This window comes from Streptomyces sp. NPDC060049 (assembly GCF_042736715.1).
Classification (GTDB): domain Bacteria; phylum Actinomycetota; class Actinomycetes; order Streptomycetales; family Streptomycetaceae; genus Streptomyces.
In genome coordinates, this window is the sequence record NZ_JBHWVV010000003.1 from 56,705 (window position 1) to 75,906 (window position 19,202).

Below are 19,202 nucleotides of genomic sequence, written 5' to 3' on the forward strand. Positions count from 1 at the left end.
CTGCCGCACCTGCTGTGGAGCGGGGCCCTGCGTGTGTAAAGAAAAACCAGGGAACAGAAGAGGAACACGGCCATGGCAACGGCGCCCAGCGTCTCGTACTCGATGACGGTCCGCCTGGAAGTGCCCGCGAGCGGAACCGCGGTCTCCCAGCTCACCACCGCCGTGGAGTCCTCCGGTGGCTCGGTCACCGGCCTCGACGTGACCGCATCCGGCCACGAGAAGCTCCGGATCGACGTCACCATCGCCGCGACCTCCACGGCGCACGCCGACGAGATCGTCGAGAAGCTGCGCGGGATCGAGGGCGTCAGCCTCGGCAAGGTCTCCGACCGCACCTTCCTGATGCACCTCGGCGGCAAGATCGAGATGGCGTCCAAGCATCCCATCCGCAACCGCGACGACCTCTCGATGATCTACACCCCGGGCGTGGCCCGTGTCTGCATGGCGATCGCCGAGAACCCCGAGGACGCCCGCCGGCTCACCATCAAGCGCAACTCCGTCGCAGTCGTGACGGACGGCAGCGCCGTGCTCGGCCTCGGCAACATCGGCCCGATGGCCGCGCTGCCCGTCATGGAGGGCAAGGCGGCGCTCTTCAAGCGCTTCGCCGGCATCGACGCCTGGCCGATCTGCCTGGACACCCAGGACTCCGACGAGATCGTCGCCATCGTCAAGGCGATCGCCCCGGGCTTCGCGGGCATCAACCTGGAGGACATCTCCGCGCCGCGCTGCTTCGAGATCGAGGCCCGGCTGCGCGAGGCCCTCGACATCCCCGTCTTCCACGACGACCAGCACGGCACCGCCATCGTCGTCCTCGCCGCCCTCACCAACGCACTGCGCGTGGTGGGCAAGGCAGTTGGCGACGTCAAGGTGGTCATGTCGGGCGCCGGCGCGGCCGGTACCGCGATCCTCAAGCTGCTCCTCGCGGCCGGCGTCAAGAACGTCGTCAGCGCCGACATCCACGGTGTCGTGCACTGCGACCGCCCCGACCTCGTCGACGCGGCGGCGGACTCCCCGCTGCGCTGGATCGCCGACAACACCAACCCCGAGGGCTACACGGGCACGCTGAAGGAGGCCGTCGTCGGCGCCGACGTGTTCATCGGCGTCTCGGCACCGAACGTGCTCAGCGGCGACGACGTGGCCGCCATGGCGGAGGGCGCGATCGTGTTCGCGCTCGCGAACCCGGACCCGGAGGTGGACCCGGCCGTCGCCCGCCAGACCGCCGCCGTCGTGGCCACCGGTCGCTCCGACTTCCCGAACCAGATCAACAACGTGCTGGTCTTCCCCGGCGTCTTCCGGGGCCTCCTGGACGCCCAGTCGCGCACGGTGGACACCGGCATGATGCTGGCCGCGGCGACCGCCCTGGCGGACGTCGTCGGCGAGGACGAGCTGAACGCGAACTACATCATCCCCTCGGTCTTCAACGACAAGGTCGCGGGCGCGGTCGCCGGCGCCGTCCGCAAGGCCGCCACGGCCCCCGCGGCGGGCTCCACCTCCGTCTGATCCCCGGCGCGTCGCGGGATGCGGGCCCAGTGGGCCGCCTCTAGGGTTGCGGGGATGCCCGCGTGGCCCGCGGTCCGCATCCGCCGGAACACCACCTGGTGCGGACGGAGCGTCACCGCGGCGTGACTGTGGCGCTTTTCGTGTGACCCCGGCGGGTGCCGGATTGGCTTTCCCGCCGCTGGTGGGGGCAGGATGCGTAACCGGGCGAGAGGGTCTGACGACAGACCCGGGTCCGGGGACTGTCCTAGGGCCCTGGCAGCATCGGCTTCGATCTCACGCCTCTAAGGCACGTTGAACACGGGAGTACAACATGAACCGCAGTGAGCTGGTGGCCGCTCTTTCCGAGCGCGCCGAGGTGACCCGCAAGGACGCCGACGCCGTTCTGGCCGCGCTCGCCGAGACCGTCGGCGAGATTGTCGCCAAGGGCGACGAGAAGGTCACCATCCCCGGCTTCCTGACCTTCGAGCGCACCCACCGTGCCGCTCGCACCGCGCGCAACCCGCAGACCGGCGACCCCATCCAGATCCCGGCCGGCTACAGCGTGAAGGTCTCCGCGGGCTCCAAGCTCAAGGAAGCCGCCAAGGGCAAGTAGGGCGCCCTTGTGCCGGGGGCCGCGGGCGGCCCCCGGGACGGCAGTAGTACGTAGAACGCGAGAGGCGGCCACCCGGCACCGGGTGGCCGCCTCTCCGCGCTCCCCGCGCCGCTCGCGGCCCCCGGGAGCCAGAACGCCCCCACAGGCCCCTGTGCGGGGCCCTGGGGGCGTTCTGGGCCGGTCTGCGCCGGTCTGCGCGGCCCGGCGGCCGGTCCGGTCAGACGAGGTCGCCGCCCGGGAGCTCGACCTTGGCGCCGAGCTCCACGAGCTTGTCCATGAAGTTCTCGTAGCCGCGGTTGATCAGGTCGATGCCGTGGACCCGCGAGGTGCCCTCGGCGGCGAGCGCCGCGATCAGGTACGAGAACCCGCCGCGCAGGTCCGGGATGACCAGGTCGGCGCCCTGGAGCTTGGTGGGCCCGGAGACGACCGCCGAGTGCAGGAAGTTGCGCTGGCCGAAGCGGCAGGCGCTGCCGCCCAGGCACTCGCGGTAGAGCTGGATGTGCGCGCCCATCTGGTTGAGCGCGGAGGTGAAGCCGAGGCGGGACTCGTAGACCGTCTCGTGGACGATCGAGAGCCCGGTGGCCTGGGTCAGCGCCACGACCAGCGGCTGCTGCCAGTCGGTCTGGAAGCCGGGGTGGACGTCGGTCTCCAGCGCGATGGCGTTGAGCGGGCCGCCCGGGTGCCAGAAGCGGATGCCGTCGTCGTCGATCTCGAAGGCGCCCCCGACCCGGCGGAAGGTGTTGAGGAAGGTCATCATCGAACGCTGCTGCGCGCCGCGCACGTAGATGTTCCCGCCGGTCGCCAGGGCCGCGGACGCCCAGGAGGCGGCCTCCAGGCGGTCCGGGAGCGCCTTGTGGTTGTAGCCGCTCAGGCGGTCCACACCGGTGATCCGGATGGTCCGGTCGGTGTCGACGGAGATGATGGCGCCCATCTTCTGCAGGACGCAGATGAGGTCCTCGATCTCCGGCTCCACGGCGGCGTTGCTGAGCTCGGTGACGCCCTCGGCCAGGACGGCCGTCAGCAGCACCTGCTCGGTCGAGCCGACCGACGGGTAGGGCAGGCGGATCTTGCAGCCGCGCAGCCGCTGCGGGGCCTCCAGGTACTGGCCGCCCTCGCGCTTCTCGATGGTGGCGCCGAACTGGCGCAGCACGTCGAAGTGGAAGTCGATCGGCCGGCCGCCGATGTCGCAGCCGCCCAGGCCCGGGATGAAGGCGTGGCCGAGGCGGTGCAGCAGCGGGCCGCAGAACAGGATCGGGATGCGCGAGGAGCCCGCGTGCGCGTCGATGTCGGCGACGTTGGCGCTCTCGACGTAGGTGGGGTCGAGGACCAGCTCGCCCGGCTCCTCGCCCGGGCGGACGGTCACCCCGTGCAGCTGGAGCAGCCCGCGCACGACCCGGACGTCACGGATGTCGGGAACGTTGCGCAGCCGGCTGGGCTCGCTGCCGAGCAGGGCCGCGACCATGGCCTTCGGTACGAGGTTCTTCGCGCCTCGGACACGGATCTCGCCCTCGAGCGGGGTTCCGCCGTGGACAAGCAGTACATCGTCACTGATGCCGGTCATGAATCTCGCGTTCCGGGAGGGGTGGGCAGGGGGCCAAGTCAAAAGGGTAAGGGGCATGACCCCCTTGTTCGTATGGCTGACGGGGCCGTAGGCCTGTCATGAATTCGCCACAACACCCTGGGTGCCCGCCAGGTGGCGGAGCGTCTCCTTCCGGCGGGTGTGCGGTCCGCCCGGGCGTGCGCGCCCGCGCCGCCGCCGCGCGCTGAGCTGCGCGGGACCCGATCACCGCGTCGGCTCCCCCTCCCGGGCGAATGTGCGAGACCATGTCGGCATGACCGAGGTGTCCTCCCTCACAGGGCGGTTGCTCGTGGCCACCCCCGCCCTCGCGGACCCGAATTTCGACCGCGCGGTGGTGCTGCTGCTCGACCACGACGAGCAGGGCTCGCTCGGCGTCGTCCTCAACCGGCCCACCCCGGTGGGCGTCGGTGACGTCCTGCTGCCCTGGGCCGCGCTGGCCGGCGACCCCGGAGTGGTCTTCCAGGGCGGTCCGGTGGCGATGGACTCCGCGCTGGGACTGGCCGTCATCCCGGGCGAGGAGGGGCCGCTCGGCTGGCGCCGGGTGCACGGGGCGATCGGCCTGGTGGACCTGGAGACCCCGCCGGAACTCCTGGCCGCGGCGCTGGGGGGCCTGCGCATCTTCGCCGGCTACTCGGGCTGGGGCCCGGGGCAGCTGGAGGAGGAACTGGGCGGCGGCGCCTGGTACGTCGTGGAATCCGAGCCGGGAGACGTCTCCTTCCCGGATCCGGAACGGCTGTGGCGCGCGGTGCTGCGGCGCCAGCGCAGCGAGCTGGCGATGGTGGCCACCTATCCGGACGACCCGTCGCTCAACTGACCCCGGCGGGGTTCAGTACGCTTGCTGCATGAGCACTCTTGAGCCCGATCGCGGGACTGGTACGGGGACCCTCGTAGAGCCGACGCCGCAGGTGTCCCACGGCGACGGCGACCACGAGCGCTTCGCCCACTACGTCCAGAAGGACAAGATCATGGAGAGCGCGCTCGGGGGCACCCCCGTCGTCGCGCTCTGCGGCAAGGTCTGGGTGCCGGGCCGGGACCCGAAGAAGTACCCGGTCTGCCCCATGTGCAAGGAGATCTACGAGTCCATGGGCCCCGGCGGGGACAAGGACAAGGGCGGCAAGGACAAGTAGTCCGGCCCTCCCGGAGCGGGACCAAGGCCCTCGGTGCGCTGAACTGCGCGCGGGGGCCTTTGCCGTGCCCGCGGGGCGGGTTAGGGTCGCCGCGTCAGCGCCCTGTGAAACGTACGTTGCGCATGCTGCAACGGTGGAGGAGCCAGGCCATGCCCGACTTGATTCCGGAGCCGCGGTACGCGCGGTTCCTGCCCGACGGCGGCGCGTACGAGCTCACCGACCCGCTGCTCGACGCCGGACCCGGCACCGAGGGCACGGCCGGCTGGCTGCGCCGCGAGCTCGGCGCGGCCACCGGCTGGGCGCTCCCGGCCCCCGTCCCCGGAGAGCCGCACGGCGAACGCCCGGTGATCCGGCTCGCGCTGCGGCCCGGGATCGGACGGGACACCGGTGCCGAGTCCTACGAACTCCACGTCGCGCCCGGCCGCGTACTCCTGGAGGGCGCCGGCCCGGCGGGCTGCTTCTACGCGGCGCAGACACTGCGTCAGCTGCTCGGGGCGCACGCCTACCGGCGGGCGCCGCTGCCGGGGGCGGTGTGGCGGCTGCCGTACGGGGACATCGCCGACGGCCCCCGCTTCGGCTGGCGCGGCATGATGCTCGACGTCGCCCGGCACTTCACGCCCAAGGACGGCGTGCTGCGCCACATCGACCTGCTCGCCGCCCACAAACTCAACGTCCTGCACCTGCACCTGACGGACGACCAGGGCTGGCGGATCGAGATCGCGCGCTACCCGAAGCTGACCGGCGTCGGTGCGTGGCGGGCGCGCAGCCGGTGGGGGCACCGGGCCTCGCCGCTGTGGAACGAGACCCCGCACGGCGGTTTCTACACGCGCGACGACATCCGCGAGATCGTCGCGTACGCCGCCGAGCGGCACGTGCGGGTGGTCCCCGAGATCGACGTGCCGGGGCACTCCCAGGCCGCGATCGCCGCCTATCCGGAGCTGGGCAACACCGATGTGGTGGACACCGCCGCCCTGGAGGTGTGGGACGACTGGGGGATCAACGAGAACGTCCTCGCGCCCACCGAGGCCGTCCTGCGGTTCTACGAGGGGGTCTTCGAGGAACTGCTCGAACTGTTCCCGGTGGAGGTCTCGCCCTTCGTGCACGTGGGCGGCGACGAGTGCCCGAAGGGTCAGTGGCGGGCCTCGGCGGTGGCGCAGGAGCGGATCCGGGAACTGGGGGTCGACGGCGAGGACGGCCTGCAGTCCTGGTTCATCCGGCACTTCGACGGCTGGCTCGCGGAGCGCGGGCGCCGGCTCATCGGATGGGACGAGATCCTGGAGGGCGGGCTGGCCCCCGGGGCGGCCGTCTCCTCCTGGCGCGGCTACGCGGGAGGCGTCGCCGCCGCCGAGGCGGGCCACGACGTGGTGATGTGCCCGGAGCAGCAGGTGTACCTGGACCACCGTCAGTCGGGCGACGGGGACGAGCCGATGCCCATCGGGTTCGTCCGCACTCTGGAGGATGTGTACCGGTTCGAACCGGTTCCACCGAAGTTGTCGCACGAGGCCGCGGCCCACGTGCTGGGTGCCCAGGCCAACGTGTGGACCGAGGTGATGGAGAACCAGAGCCGGGTCGACTACCAGGTGTTCCCGCGCCTCGCGGCCTTCGCGGAAGTGGTGTGGTCGCGGCTGCCGGAGCCGGAGCGGCGGGACTACGCGGGCTTCGAGGCGCGGATGACGGCGCACTACCGGCGCCTGGACGCCCTCGGGGTGGACTACCGGTCGCCGGCAGGGCCGTTGCCCTGGCAGCGCAGGCCCGGAGTGCTCGGACGCCCGATCGAGGGAGCGCCCCCGAACGTGTGACGGACCCCCGTGCGGATGAGGCGGGGCCGCCGGACCCCGGCCGCCCCGCACGCCCGCCGGGCGGCCCCGCGACCCGCCGGGCGCACGTGCGCCCGGCGAGTCGGCGGCACCCGTCGGCCGGCTCCAGATCCGGCCCCCGGCCCCGGCGCCGACCCTCGCGTCCGGTGCTCCGGAAGATGTGCCAGAGTTGCCACGTCCCGGCGGTGAGCACGTACCGTACGGCGGACAGGCGTGAGCGCCAGGACCGGGACATCGGGAAGGGGCAGCTGGGTTGACCACGCACGCACCGCAGGCACGGGATACGTCCCAGGGGCCCCGGGACGACCCGCAGGCGGGGAACGCGGCGCAGTCCGTGACGCTGCCGACCTCGCTCGACGAGGCCGTGGCGGCGCTCGCCGCCATGCCCGCCGCCGTCCCCGTGGCGGGCGGCACCGACCTCATGGCCGCCGTCAACGCGGGGCTGCTTCGGCCCGCCGCCCTGGTGGGCCTCGGCCGGATCAACGAGATCCGCGGCTGGCAGTACCAGGACGGCCACGCGCTGCTCGGCGCCGGCCTCACGCACGCGAGGATGGGCCGGCCGGACTTCGCCGCCCTGATCCCGGCCCTGGCCGCCGCCGCACGCGCCGCCGGGCCCCCGCAGATCCGCAACGCCGGCACGCTGGGCGGCAACATCGCCACCGCCGCGCCGACGGGCGACGCGCTGCCCGTGCTGGCCGCCCTGGAAGCCGTACTCGTCATCGTGGGGCCGGGCGGATCGCGCCGCGAGATCCCGGTCTCGCACCTGCTGGCCGGACGCGAGATGCTGCGCCCCGGGGAGCTGATCGGCTTCGTGCGGGTGCCCCTGCTGCACGCGCCGCAGGTGTTCCTGAAGGCCACGGGCCGTACGGGACCGGGGCGCGCGGTGGCGTCTGTCGGACTCGTACTGGATCCCGCGCGCCGGGGCGTGCGGTGCGCGATCGGCGCGGTCGCGCCGATGCCGCTGCGTCCGCTGGAAGCCGAGCAGTGGGTGGCTTCGCTGATCGACTGGGACGGGGACCGCAGCCTGGCCCCCGAGGCGCTGGAAGCCTTCGGCGAGTACGTCGCGGCCGCGTGCGTGCCCGACCAGGGAGAACCGGTGGCTCCCGGAGTACTGCATCTGCGGCGGACGGTGGCCGTGCTGGCACGGAGGGCCCTGGGGAGGGCGCTGAACTCATGAGTGAGAACGAGAACACGGGCCCCGCCTGGGGCTGGGAGCCGGTGCCGCACGGCGGCGAGTACGACTCCGACGCGACGGCCTTCGTGAAGCTGCCGCAGGACATGCTGGACGCCCTCGGTACCGGCGAGCCGCTGGCCGCGCCCGGTCACGGCTACGTGCCGCCGCCGATGATCGTGCCGCTGGGCACGGCGAGTACGGATCCCTCGGCCACGGGCACGTGGACGCTTCCGGTGCAGTGGCCCGAGGCAGGCGCCGAGACCCCGGCGCGCGCGCCGATCCCGGCGTCGGTGCCGATCCCCGCCTCGGTGGCGGCGGCCTTCGCCGAGCCCGCCGCGGAGCCGGCCGAGGAGGCCGCCGCGGCGGTCCCCGGCGGCGCGCACGGTGGCGGGCACGAATCGGGGGAGACCGCCGAGTGGCGCTTCCCCGACGCCGCCCCGAGCGACGTGTGGACTCCCGGCGGCACGGGTGACACGGGCAGCTTCGGGCAGCTCGCGGCGTCGGCCGACTGGAGCCAGGCCCCCGCGACCCTGCCGGGCGGGGCCGCGGCGCCGTGGGCGAGCCATCCGGACTTCGAGGGCGCGCGCGGGTACGCGGCGCGGCAGCCGGGCTCCGACGCGCTGGGCGGGCCTGACGCCGCCCCCGGTTCGGACGCCCAGGGCTCCGGGGCGTCGGCGGGTGCTCCCGGTGGCGGGTCGGTCGCGGGCCTGGGGCGCGGACCGCGCGTGCTGGGCGGCCCGGGCGTCGGCACGCCGCTCCCGGTGGAGCACTCCGGGCCCGAAGGAGAGCCGGCCTACCCGGCCCCGCACGACATCGAAGCCGCCCACGGGCCGGCGCGGATCCCGGTGACGGGGGAGCGGCAGCACCCGGGGACCGAGGCCGAAGCCGAGGCTGTGGCCGAGGTCGCGGACGTGCCCGGGGCCACGGCCGAAGCCGGGGCCGAGCGGGCGGACGCGGAGGCGGGCGGGGACGCGCGGACCTTCGGCGGAGCGGGGGACGCGCTCGCGCCGAGCGGGGACGACACCGACAGCGCTGACACGACCGCTCCGGCGGAGCGGGCCGCTGGGGCCCCGGGCGAGGGGGCGACGTACGAAGAGGACGACACCGCGCGGGCGGACGCCGCTGCCGTCGCCCATCACGAGCACCCGTCGGCCTCCTACGTCCTGCGCGTCAACGGCGCCGACCGTCCGGTCACCGCTGCGTGGATCGGCGAGTCCCTCCTCTACGTGCTGCGAGAGCGCCTCGGCCTCGCCGGCGCGAAGGACGGCTGCTCGCAGGGCGAGTGCGGCGCGTGCGCCGTGCAGGTCGACGGCCGGCTCGTCGCATCCTGCCTCGTCCCGGCGGCGACGGCGGCGGGCAGCGAGGTCCGGACGGTGGAAGGCCTCGCGACCGACGGGGAACTGTCGGACGTGCAGCAGGCGTTGTGCAGGTCGGGTGCCGTGCAGTGCGGGTTCTGCGTGCCCGGCATGGCCATGACGATCCACGACCTGCTGGAAGGCAACCACGCCCCCAGCGAGCTGGAGACCCGGCAAGCCCTCTGCGGCAACCTCTGCCGCTGCTCGGGCTACTCGGGCGTCATCGACGCCGTGCGCGAAGTGGTCACCGAGCGCGGCGCGGCGTCGGAGGCGGCCGCGGCTGCCTCAGCGGCATCCGCTGCCTCGGCCGAGGCGCGGATCCCGCACCAGGCCCCGCCCGGCGAGGGCGGCTTCCACGGAATCCCGGGCAACCAGGGCAACCAGGGCACGCACGGACACGGCAACCAGCAGGGAGGCACGGCGTGAGCGCCCACGACGCGGCCACGGCATCGGCGGTCTCCGGGGCATCCGGCGTCCCGCTGACGTCCCCGGAGGGCAACGACCCCTCCGAGCACGACGTCCCGCGCGGCATCGGCGCGTCCGTCCCGGCCGCCGACACCCGCGCCAAGACCGAGGGGACCTTCCCCTACGCCGCCGACCTGTGGGCAGAGGGCCTCCTCTGGGCGGCCGTGCTGCGCTCCCCGCACGCCCACGCCCGCATCCTCTCCATCGACACCACGGCCGCCGCGGCCATGCCCGGTGTGCGTGCCGTCGTCACCCACGCCGACGTTCCCGGCGCCGCCACGCACGGCCGGCGCATCGCCGACCGGCCCGTCTTCGCGCACGACGTGGTCCGCCACCACGGCGAGCCCATCGCCGCCGTCGCCGCCGACCACCCGGACACCGCGCGCCTCGCGGCCGCCGCGATCGCCGTCGAGTACGAGCTCCTCGACCCGGTCACCGACCCCGAACAGGCCTTCGGCGCCCCCGCCCTGCACCCCGACGGCAACCTGATCCGGCACATCCCGCTGCGCTACGGCGACCCCGAGGCCACCGGCGACGTCGTCGTCGAAGGCCTCTACCGCATCGGCCGCCAGGACCCCGCCCCCATCGGCGCCGAGGCCGGCCTGGCCGTGCCCCGCCCCGACGGCGGCGTGGAGATCTACACCGCCTCCACCGACCCGCACACCGACCGCGACCTCGCCGCCGCCTGCTTCGGCCTCGAACCGGACCGCGTGCGCGTCGTCGTCACCGGCGTCCCGGGCGCGACGGCCGACCGCGAGGACGCGGCCTTCCAGCTCCCGCTCGGCCTCCTCGCCCTGCGCACCGGCTGCCCGGTGAAGCTGGCCGCCACCCGCGAGGAGTCCTTCCTCGGCCACCCCCACCGCCACCCGACGCTGCTGCGCTACCGCCACCACGCGGACGCGGACGGCCGGCTGGTCAAGGTCGAGGCCCAGATCCTGATGGACGCCGGAGCCTACGCCGACGCCTCCTCGGAGTCCCTCGCTGCGGCCGTCGCCTTCGCCTGCGGCCCGTACGTCGTCCCGCACGCTTTCGTCGAAGGCTGGGCGGTCCGTACGAACAACCCGCCGTCGGGCCACGTACGCGGCGAAGGCGCCATGCAGGTCTGCGCGGCCTACGAGGGCCAGATGGACAAGCTCGCCGCCGCCCTCGGCATCGACGGCGCCGAACTGCGCCTGCGCAACGTCCTGGCCACCGGCGACCTGCTCCCCACCGGCCAGACCGTCACCTGCCCCGCCCCCGTCGCCGAGCTCCTGCGCGCGGTCCGCGACCACGACCTGCCGCCCCTCCCGAAGGACACCCCGGAGGAGGAGTGGCTGCTCCCGGGCGGTCTGGAGGGCGCGGGCGAGCCGGGCGCGGTGCGGCGCGGAGTCGGCTACGGGGTCGGCATGGTCCACATGCTCGGCGCGGAGGGCACCGACGAGGTGTCCACGGCCACCGTGAAGGTCGTCGGCGGTTCCGCGACGGTCATCTGCGCGGCCGTCGACACCGGCCAGGGCTTCTCCACGCTCGCCCGGCAGATCGTCCAGGAGACCCTGGGCGTGGACGAGGTCGTCACGGCCCCCGTCGACACCGACCAGCCCCCGGCAGGCCCCTCCGCGCACGGACGCCACACGTGGGTGTCCGGGGGCGCCGTCGAGCGGGCCGCGAAAATGGTCCGCACCCAGCTCCTGCAGCCGATGGCCCACAAGCTCGGCATGTCCACGGAGCTCCTGCAGATCGCGGACGGCCGCATCACGTCGTACGACGGCGCCTTCTCCACGACGGTCGCCGAGGCGATGGAGGGCAAGGAGCTCTGGGCGACGGCCCAGTGCCGCCCCCACCCGACGGAGCCGCTGGACGCGGACGGGCAGGGCGACGCCTTCGTCGGCCTAGCCTTCTGCGCGATCCGCGCGGTCGTGGACGTGGACATCGAACTGGGTTCGGTACGGGTGGTGGAACTCGCCGTCGCCCAGGACGTCGGCCGCGTCCTCAACCCCCGCCAGCTGGAGGCCCGTATCGAGGCGGGCGTCATCCAGGGCGTCGGCGCTGCCCTGACGGAGAACCTCCGCACGGCCTCCGGCCTGATCCGCCACCCCGACCTCACGGGCTACGCCCTCCCCACGTCACTGGACGCCCCGACGGTCCGCATCGTCAAACTCGTCGAGGAACGCGACGTGGTGGCTCCCTTCGGGGCCAAACCTGCGAGCGCCGTCCCGGTGGTCACGGCCCCGGCGGCGGTCGCCTCGGCGGTCCGCGCGGCCACGGGCCGCCCGGTCAACAGGCTCCCGATCAGGCCGTCGGCGGCAGTGGCGGCGCCCAACGCCTGACCCCGCGTCCCCGGCCCCGTCCAGGCATGCCTCGGAGAACGGGGAAAGGCCGCTCGGGCAGCCTTGCCGAGCGGCCTGCGCCCACCGGAATTGCAGATGAGCCCGTTTGACGGCCGGTGTTTCCGGAGCCACGATGTTCAGAGGCCTTCTCGGCAGCGGACGCCTTCAAACTCCCGCCCATTTCATCTTCCACGGTGAGGGATCGGCGGCATGATCAAACGCACGCGCTATCGGGTCGCGCTCAGTGGGATCGCACTCGCCGTCGCGGCGTCGCTCGGAGTCGCCGGGGGTGCTGCCGGCGCCACGGCTCCGCAGTCCGGACAGCCTTCACCTCCGCCTCCGCTACCGCCACCGCTACCGCCTCCGCCCCCGGTGCCGGAAGAACTGGACCGGCGGCTCGACGAGTACCAGCCTCCTCGGGAGCAGGACAGTTTCGCGTTCCAGGATCAGAGCACGGGCGAGAAAAACCCCACACAGGAATACGTTGCCGCGTATCTGAAGGCCGTCATCCAGAGCACGGATCAGTACTGGACGGCCTACTTCCAAACCATCGGCGGACGAGAGCCGAGGTTCACCTACGAAATCCCCACGCCCCAGCGCAGCGTGAAGAGTACGTGTTTCGCCGATCCGGTCCGGCACGACTACCGCAATGCCTTCTTCTGTGCCTCCGACGTCAAGGTGGACGCGAACGGAGTGCAGTACACCGGCGCCGTAGTCCTTCCCGTGACGACCTTCAGGGACGTGTGGACGGGCAAGATATTCAATAGTCCCCTCAGTCCCCATTACAAGGGGGACTTCGCGGCGGCTGCGATCGCGGCCCACGAGAGGGGTCATGAGGTCCAGGACGAGCTGATGAACCAGTTCGGCTTGCCCGATATCACGCGGAACGGAATGAAAATCAAAGAAAAGGAGCTCATAGCAGACTGCTTCAGCGGAAATTGGACCAACTATGCCTATCGTCAGAACTATCTGTCCGGAACGGACAAGGAAGAGGCGCTCGCGGCGTTGGAGACGATCGCCGACCAGCAGCCCGAAGGGCCCGATCCCCACGGCAGCCCGGATGAACGCGTGGCCGCCTTCAGCCTCGGATACGACAGCGGCGACCCGAGGCAGTGCCTCTCCACGTACTGGGTGACGGTGCGGTGGTGACGGCCCGCAGCCCCAGAACGATGAGCGGGGGACGCCGACTGAGGCGGACGCAGCAGGGGCGGCACCCCGGGTGGGGTGCCGCCCCTTTGCTTTGCCTGGTCGGGCATCTAGAAGCCGGCCTCGGCCGCCGTGCTCACCGCCGGTTTCTGGGGAGCGCCTCAGGGCTCACCAAAGCCACCTCACCCTGGAGCGTCAAGGCTGAAGAGGCTCATTGACCGATCCACTTTGAATCGCATTCATCATTGAATCGTGCGCGAAGTGTAAAATCCTGCCGACTTGCGATCAGGATTGCGGAGTGGTGCTCTGGAATAGGCAGGGGGTAAGGGGCTAAATAATCCGGGCCCGAATGGGTGGCGTTCAGCCGAAGTAGGGGACGACGCGTCGTGTGACGGCGGGATGCCCCGCGCTGCGACCCGCTATCGGAGGTTCACGATGACACAGGTCTCTTCTGCCCGCATTCCGCTACGCCAGATCATGGCCGTGCTCTTGACGGCCGTCCTGACGCTCTCCCTCTCGGTGGTGCTCACCGTCACCTCGACGAAAGAAGCAGCCGCCTCGTGCTCCGCCAACCGGTTCAACGGAACGTGGCGCTCGTCCGACGCGAGGCTGAAGCGTATCGACGTATGGCAGGGAGAGGACTGCCACCTGTACGCCAGGGCCTGGTCCGTCTGCAAGAACGACTCGTCGCGTATCTGCAGTTGGGGAAACAGGAGAATGGGAGACAGCCCCGAGCCGAACTTCCAGTTCGTCGGATACAACTGGAACAACGCCGATGAGGTGCTGCACCTGCGGATGCAGGACAGGTCTCACATCTCGGTGTGGGACAGCACCGACTACCACTCTGGTAAGAAGGTCAGCTTCACGGTCACGATGTACAAGAGCAGTTGAGCCCGCGAAGGGCAGCAACTCCGCCCGCGCCGCTACTGGACGAGACCCCCTACCAAGACAGGTGGGGGCCTCGCCGCTCGTCCCCCGCCCCCGACAGGATGCGAACCGCGCCGGGGTGGGCCCCTGTTCGCCGACCGTGCCTACACGGGTGCCGGCTCCTGGGTCACCACCGGACTCGAACGGCCACCGGGCGGCGAGCTCACCCTCACCCAGCGCACCGTCAATCGAGCCCTGGCCGCGGCCCGGGCACCGGTCGAACGCGGCATGGCACGGCTGAAGTCCTGGCAGATCTTCCGAAGCTCCCGCATCAGTCCCAACCGCATGACCGTCTCACCAAAGCTGTCCTCACCCTGGAGGGGCAACGCTGAAAACGCTCACTGAGACGGAAACTGAGACGGACGTGAAAGGGGTGGCACCCTACCCGGGTGCCGCCCCTTTGCTTTGCCTGGTCGGGCATTCAGAAGCCGTGACCGGAATCGAACCGGCGTAACTCGCTTTGCAGGTTTGTTCGTGCTGGTCAGAGCATGATCCGCGCGCGGTCGCCGGCGTTCAGCCCTGTACGGACGCAACGCCCCCGAGGCTGAGTGAACGGCCCTGGACAGTCCTGGACGGCGATGAACGAGACGGAAACTGAGACGCTGGGCCGCACGTTGTTCCACGACCACCGCGCACTTCCACACAAGTCCGGCATGGTCTCTCACGAGGGCCCCAGGGTGGCCAGCCGGCGGGAGGTCTTCTCAGGCCACCCTTCGTCGGCGATGCTTGCACAAGCTGAGCTGTCTTATGTGGAGCGTCAAGGGTGCCAAGGGGCAGGGAGAGTTGTGTCACATGATCTTCTGGTCAATCTCGTCGCTTCCTTTCTCGCATTCCTCTTCGGGTGGCTGACGCGCAACCTCTTCGCCTACTACCGAAGTAGCCGTCCAGTTGCCCGCCTATGGCAGGTCAACCGGCGCACCCCCGTCACGGCTGTTGTCGGCAGCGCCGGTGAGCGGGCTGCACTCTGGGAGTCGGACGCACTGGCAGCCATGAGTCTTCGCCAGGGCCTCGCCCGTCACCTTCAGATCCACACGGTCACGACCATCCGGTCGGCCGCCTTCAACATGGCGTCACATGCGGAGGAGAACATAGTCCTCATCGGTGGCCCTGCCATGAACGAGGTATGGCAGACATTCGCGGACCGGCTGAATGCCCCATATGAGTTCCGATTGATCGGCAATAGCTACAGGATTGAAGCGCGCGAAGGAGACGGATCGTTCGGTAATTTGAGGGGCCCTGATGGAGTGGTACAGGATCACGCCCTAGTGATTTTAGCCAGAAACCCATTCGAGTCGCGCAGTAGGCTAATAATGATGGCAGGGTGTCATTTCCTGGCGACCATGGCCGCGCCCGATATCTTCTCTCCCGCATACGCCAGAGACCTCAACCGGAGATTTGATATGTCCAAGCCGTTAGCGCTGGTGCTCGCGGTAGAGGATGTGGGGGGTTATATGCCCAAGCCTGTTATTGTCGCGCACGCACATTTTACGCAACCCCCTAATTCCTGATTCCTTGAGCGGCGACGCTCGTGCCGTTGCTGAGGTGGAAGCGTGCTTTGCAGGAACGTTTACATTGGTGGAAGCCCTGTCCACGGCAGTTCTACGTTGTTCAGCATACGGCCGCCGGGGAATTGGGAGCTTCACGGAGCTCCCGTACGGTCGCGAACGTTGATGAACGAGACTGGAAGCCAGACGGCGTAGTCGGGTGCACGAACACCGGGAGGCCTCCTCCCTGGCGATGGAACCGAGGGCGGCGGAGCCGTTACCAACTGTGCGGACGCGCCTTGCAGATGTCTACCTCATCGTCGATGGCCAGGGCATCCCGCTCGCCGTCTCACTGACGAGGGAGGTGGAATCTCTGATGTTCGGAATCGGTTGCAGCATCAAAGGGATGATTTCCCCCATGAGGATGAGCTGTTGCGTTGTGTGAGGTCTATCGGGACATTCCTTGATAGTGCGGAGACGTCTGGTCTATGTCCCACTCTCTTTAGTTCTACGGGGAATTCGCGCGATTCGGCCAGGCGATCTTCCTTTTTCTTTAAAGACTACCGATCCCGTGAGTATGTGGCACGGAGGCCGTCTGGTATTGGGTGGCTCGGCGAGCCTGGCCTATCGCTGGATCAACTCATTATTCCGGTTGCTGGTTTGAAGGATTCGACAGACGTGCTCCGGTTTTCCATCGGTACTAGTTCAAGCTATACAGACATGTGGCAGGAGTGGCCGAAATATCGCATTGGCTCGGAATCTATGCGCGCCCTCATGGGGAATCTGCGAGAGGTAGATGCCAGCTAGGAAAGTCCGGGCCAGAGTGTCAGGCAGCGGCGCATGGGAAGATGGAGAGCCCATGCCTTGCTTTGAAGGAGGTGCGTGCCCGAAACCAGTCCACGCGGAACCTATCTCGTGATCGCTGAGGCTCTGCGGGCGCGGATTGCTGTGGGAGCCTACGCAAGCCCGCGACGCCAAACTCCCGCCCGATCTCAGATTCAGACGAGGGCTGCGTCAGGGAGAGGTGCTGGCCCTGAAGTGGGAGGACGTAGACCTTGAGGGCGGGTTCCTTGTCGTCCGCCGGAGTCGCCACCGCCCGCAGTACACGCACGGGTGCGGCGCCCCCTGTGGCCGGAAGGCCGGGTACTGCCCGGAGAAGCGGCGCAGCAACCCGGAGACCTCTGTCACCAAGTCGCGTGCCGGCCGCCGCGCGGTCGGTCTACCGGAACAGCTCGTGGACCTTCTGCGAGCCCACCGCAAGGCCCAAGCCGCGGAGCGGCAGATGGTCGGGAAGCGCTGGGTAGAAGGGGACTGGGTGTTCCCCGACGAGCACGGGCGCAGTCCTTCCCACAGGAGGGACTGGGCCGAGTGGAAGGCCTTGCTCGTAGCGGCGAAGGTTCGTGACGGGCGGCTGCACGACGCGCGCCACACGGTCGCCACGGTGCTGCTCATCCTCGGGGTGCCGGAGCGGGCCGTCATGGGCCTCATGGGGTGGTCGACGACCGCCATGGCCGCGCGCTATCAGCACATGGTCGACGCGGTGCGGACGGACGTGGCGCGGCAGGTCGACGGACTGATCTGGAAGACCGACGCGGACCGGCCGGACGACGACGATGGCGCGGTCGGCGCGCTCGTACCGGCCAAGTGAGACGAGAACTGAGACGAACGAACGGATGGGCGGCACCCTTGTGGGGTGCCGCCCATCCGCTTTGCCTGGTCGGGCATTCAGAAGCCGTGACCGGAATCGAACCGGCGTAACTCGCTTTGCAGGCGAGTCCCTCAACCACTCGGGCACACGGCTGGGTGGTGGTGACGGGTACGACCGTACGAGGGTTCGTGCGGGTGGGGAAGGGACGCGCGGGCGGTGCAATGCGACTGCCATGCCGCGTTCACAATCCGGTGCGGGCGCGCCGGTCCGCGGGTCGGGGGCCCTGGGCGGCGGGGGAGCGGAGGGTGCCCGAGGGGGCCGGGCCCGACCTTCGGCCTAGGGCCGGGGACCGACGCAGGATACGCCGAAATGACAGGGTCGATCCTGGGGCACGCACCTTACTCTGGGGCGATGAGCGTCCTCCCCCAGCGAGCCACCGACACCACCCCGATACCGGACCGCCCGCAGGACGAGGGCGGGGTCTTCGGGCCCGCGTACCGGACGCTCAGCGTCGGGATCATCTCCGTCATCTTCCTGATCGCCTTCGAGGCCACCGCCGTGGGGACGGCGATGCCCGTGGCCGCCCGGGAGCTGGACGGGATAGGGCTCTACGCCTTCGCCTTCTCCGCCTACTTCACCACCAGCCTGTTCGGGATGGTGCTCTCCGGGCAGTGGGCCGACCGGCAGGGGCCGCTCCGGCCGTTGACCGTGGGGATCGGGGCCTTCGCCGCGGGGCTGGTGTTCTCCGGGACCGCCGGAGCGATGTGGATCTTCGTGCTCGGGCGGGCCGTGCAGGGGTTCGGCGGCGGGCTGGTCATCGTCGCGCTCTACGTCGTCGTCAGCCGGGCCTACGAGGAGCGGCTGCGACCCGCGATCATGGCGGCCTTCGCCGCGAGTTGGGTCGTGCCGTCGATCGTCGGACCGCTGGCCTCGGGCACGGTGACCGAACACCTCGGGTGGCGCTGGGTCTTCCTCGGGATACCCGCGCTGGTCTTCGTACCGCTGGCGGTGGCCCTCCCGGCGATACGGCGGACCGCCTCCGGGCCGGTCGACCCCGGGGCTCCGCCCGTCGCGTTCGACCGGCGCCGGATCCGGCTCGCCCTCGGGATCTCGGCCGGCGCGGGCCTGCTCCAGTACGCCGCCCAGGACCTGCGGTGGCTGTCGCTGCTGCCGGGCCTGGCGGGGGCGGCCCTGCTGGTGCCCGCCGTGCTGGGGCTGCTGCCGCGCGGAACCTACCGGGCGCGGCGCGGGCTGCCGTCGGTGGTGCTGTTGCGCGGCGTGGCCGCGGGGTCGTTCATCGCGGCGGAGAGCTTCGTACCGCTGATGCTGGTCACCCAGCGGGGCCTGAGCCCGACGCTGGCCGGCTTCTCGCTCGCGCTGGGCGGAGTGACGTGGGCGGCGGGCTCGTGGGTGCAGTCGAAGGGGCGCGTGGCGCCCTACCGGGTGCGGCTCATGGTGCTGGGCATGATCCTCGTCGCGGTGGCGATCGCGGGGGCGCCGGCGGTGCTCGTCGCCTGGGTGCCGGTGTGGACGCTGGCCCTGGTGTGGGCGCTGGGGTGCCTGGGGATGGGCCTGGTGATCGGCTCCACGAGCGTGCTGCTGCTGAAGCTGTCCGCGCCGCAGGAGGCGGGGGCGAACTCCGCCGCCCTGCAGATCTCGGACGCGCTGGCGAACGTCGTGCTGCTGGCGGCGGGTGGCGCGGCCTTCGCCGCGCTGGGCGGTGGCGCGGTGGGTGCGGCGCACTCCGTGGCCGAGGGGGGCGGGGCTTCGCACCCGGGGGCGTTCGTCGTGGTGTTCCTGCCGATGGCCTGCGTCGCGCTGGTGGGGGCGTGGGTGTCGACCCGGCTCGACGTGCCGGCGGAGCCGGCGGTCTGACCCGGCGCTCCGGCGCTCCGGCGCCCGGTGGCCCGGCGCCCGGTGGCCCGGCGCTCCGGCGCCCGGCGGCCCGGCGCTCCGGCGCCCGGCGGCCCGGCGCTCCGGTGAGCATCGGCTCGTCAGGGCCGGGGTGTGGTCGGGTGCGGCGCCGTCGCCGGGGGCCGGCCCCCGGGCCCCCGCGCCTCGAACGCCGGCGGGGCTGGAACGGGC

General features: G+C 71.1%; 14 protein-coding genes, 1 tRNA gene and 1 pseudogene. 14 read left to right on the forward strand and 2 right to left on the reverse strand.

The genetic code is table 11. The features are described 5' to 3' along the window. The first annotated feature begins 72 nt into the window (after positions 1 to 72). Positions 73 to 1,497 (forward strand): NAD-dependent malic enzyme, encoded by a 1,425-nt coding sequence (locus ACFWBY_RS05515; protein WP_385344719.1) that lies wholly within the window; start codon positions 73 to 75, stop codon positions 1,495 to 1,497. Between the two features lie 310 nt (positions 1,498 to 1,807). Further along, entirely contained in the window at positions 1,808 to 2,089 is a 282-nt protein-coding gene (locus tag ACFWBY_RS05520; protein ID WP_007264399.1) for an HU family DNA-binding protein, read from the forward strand. 217 nt (positions 2,090 to 2,306) lie between these two features. On the opposite strand, the gene murA is transcribed toward ACFWBY_RS05520, so the two are convergent. Next, the gene (gene murA / locus ACFWBY_RS05525; protein WP_385344199.1) at positions 2,307 to 3,650 is read right to left on the reverse strand and encodes a UDP-N-acetylglucosamine 1-carboxyvinyltransferase; all 1,344 of its coding nucleotides are present in this window, start codon (positions 3,648 to 3,650) and stop codon (positions 2,307 to 2,309) included. 271 nt (positions 3,651 to 3,921) lie between these two features. On the opposite strand from murA, the gene ACFWBY_RS05530 reads away from it, so the two are divergent. The 11 genes and pseudogenes from ACFWBY_RS05530 (at position 3,922) to ACFWBY_RS05580 (ending at position 17,117) form a co-directional block, all read left to right on the forward strand. Next, positions 3,922 to 4,482, forward strand: coding sequence for a YqgE/AlgH family protein (locus ACFWBY_RS05530; RefSeq protein WP_385344202.1), 561 nt, complete (start codon positions 3,922 to 3,924; stop codon positions 4,480 to 4,482). Positions 4,483 to 4,510: 28 nt separating this feature from the next. Beyond that, positions 4,511 to 4,795, forward strand: a complete 285-nt coding sequence (locus ACFWBY_RS05535; RefSeq protein ID WP_112448118.1) for a DUF3039 domain-containing protein — start codon at positions 4,511 to 4,513, stop codon at positions 4,793 to 4,795. A 149-nt stretch (positions 4,796 to 4,944) separates the two neighbouring features. After that, on the forward strand, positions 4,945 to 6,594 hold the full coding sequence (locus ACFWBY_RS05540; protein WP_385344206.1) for a beta-N-acetylhexosaminidase: 1,650 nt from the start codon (positions 4,945 to 4,947) through the stop codon (positions 6,592 to 6,594). A 271-nt stretch (positions 6,595 to 6,865) separates the two neighbouring features. Continuing rightward, positions 6,866 to 7,789, forward strand: a complete 924-nt coding sequence (locus tag ACFWBY_RS05545; protein ID WP_385344209.1) for an FAD binding domain-containing protein — start codon at positions 6,866 to 6,868, stop codon at positions 7,787 to 7,789. Beyond that, positions 7,786 to 9,567 (forward strand): 2Fe-2S iron-sulfur cluster-binding protein, encoded by a 1,782-nt coding sequence (locus tag ACFWBY_RS05550; protein WP_385344212.1) that lies wholly within the window; start codon positions 7,786 to 7,788, stop codon positions 9,565 to 9,567. The genes ACFWBY_RS05545 and ACFWBY_RS05550 overlap by 4 nt, the downstream gene beginning before the upstream one ends. A 53-nt stretch (positions 9,568 to 9,620) precedes the next feature. Next, positions 9,621 to 11,912 carry a xanthine dehydrogenase family protein molybdopterin-binding subunit gene (locus tag ACFWBY_RS05555; protein ID WP_385344224.1) on the forward strand — a complete coding sequence of 764 codons (2,292 nt, stop codon included), beginning with the start codon at positions 9,621 to 9,623 and terminating at the stop codon, positions 11,910 to 11,912. Between the two features lie 210 nt (positions 11,913 to 12,122). Next, entirely contained in the window at positions 12,123 to 13,061 is a 939-nt protein-coding gene (locus ACFWBY_RS05560) for a neutral zinc metallopeptidase (RefSeq protein ID WP_385344214.1), read from the forward strand. Positions 13,062 to 13,493: 432 nt separating this feature from the next. After that, positions 13,494 to 13,949, forward strand: coding sequence for a hypothetical protein (locus ACFWBY_RS05565; RefSeq protein WP_385344217.1), 456 nt, complete (start codon positions 13,494 to 13,496; stop codon positions 13,947 to 13,949). Between the two features lie 36 nt (positions 13,950 to 13,985). Further along, positions 13,986 to 14,317, forward strand: a pseudogene (locus tag ACFWBY_RS05570) (transposase family protein); the annotation flags it as partial. A 246-nt stretch (positions 14,318 to 14,563) separates the two neighbouring features. Then, a complete protein-coding gene (locus ACFWBY_RS05575; RefSeq protein WP_385344219.1) occupies positions 14,564 to 15,493 on the forward strand; it encodes a hypothetical protein in 930 nt (309 codons plus the stop codon). Between the two features lie 922 nt (positions 15,494 to 16,415). Then, positions 16,416 to 17,117 carry a tyrosine-type recombinase/integrase gene (locus ACFWBY_RS05580; protein WP_385344227.1) on the forward strand — a complete coding sequence of 234 codons (702 nt, stop codon included), beginning with the start codon at positions 16,416 to 16,418 and terminating at the stop codon, positions 17,115 to 17,117. Positions 17,118 to 17,198: 81 nt separating this feature from the next. Here the strand turns inward: ACFWBY_RS05580 and ACFWBY_RS05585 are convergent. Beyond that, positions 17,199 to 17,270, reverse strand: a tRNA-Cys gene (locus ACFWBY_RS05585). A 258-nt stretch (positions 17,271 to 17,528) separates the two neighbouring features. Here ACFWBY_RS05585 and ACFWBY_RS05590 point away from each other — a divergent pair. After that, on the forward strand, positions 17,529 to 18,992 hold the full coding sequence (locus tag ACFWBY_RS05590; protein ID WP_385344222.1) for an MFS transporter: 1,464 nt from the start codon (positions 17,529 to 17,531) through the stop codon (positions 18,990 to 18,992). The last annotated feature ends 210 nt before the right edge of the window (positions 18,993 to 19,202 follow it).

What these genes read in the sequence shown, in the direction of transcription:
- ACFWBY_RS05535 (WP_112448118.1), top strand. Translation starts at nt 4,511, where the DNA reads ATGAGCACTCTTGAGCCCGATCGCGGGACTGGTACGGGGACCCTCGTA.
- ACFWBY_RS05530 (WP_385344202.1), top strand. Translation starts at nt 3,922, where the DNA reads ATGACCGAGGTGTCCTCCCTCACAGGGCGGTTGCTCGTGGCCACCCCC.
- ACFWBY_RS05540 (WP_385344206.1), top strand. Translation starts at nt 4,945, where the DNA reads ATGCCCGACTTGATTCCGGAGCCGCGGTACGCGCGGTTCCTGCCCGAC.
- murA (WP_385344199.1), bottom strand. Translation starts at nt 3,650, where the DNA reads ATGACCGGCATCAGTGACGATGTACTGCTTGTCCACGGCGGAACCCCG.
- ACFWBY_RS05515 (WP_385344719.1), top strand. Translation starts at nt 73, where the DNA reads ATGGCAACGGCGCCCAGCGTCTCGTACTCGATGACGGTCCGCCTGGAA.
- ACFWBY_RS05520 (WP_007264399.1), top strand. Translation starts at nt 1,808, where the DNA reads ATGAACCGCAGTGAGCTGGTGGCCGCTCTTTCCGAGCGCGCCGAGGTG.
- ACFWBY_RS05575 (WP_385344219.1), top strand. Translation starts at nt 14,564, where the DNA reads ATGAACGAGACGGAAACTGAGACGCTGGGCCGCACGTTGTTCCACGAC.
- ACFWBY_RS05560 (WP_385344214.1), top strand. Translation starts at nt 12,123, where the DNA reads ATGATCAAACGCACGCGCTATCGGGTCGCGCTCAGTGGGATCGCACTC.
- ACFWBY_RS05550 (WP_385344212.1), top strand. Translation starts at nt 7,786, where the DNA reads ATGAGTGAGAACGAGAACACGGGCCCCGCCTGGGGCTGGGAGCCGGTG.
- ACFWBY_RS05565 (WP_385344217.1), top strand. Translation starts at nt 13,494, where the DNA reads ATGACACAGGTCTCTTCTGCCCGCATTCCGCTACGCCAGATCATGGCC.
- ACFWBY_RS05590 (WP_385344222.1), top strand. Translation starts at nt 17,529, where the DNA reads ATGAGCGTCCTCCCCCAGCGAGCCACCGACACCACCCCGATACCGGAC.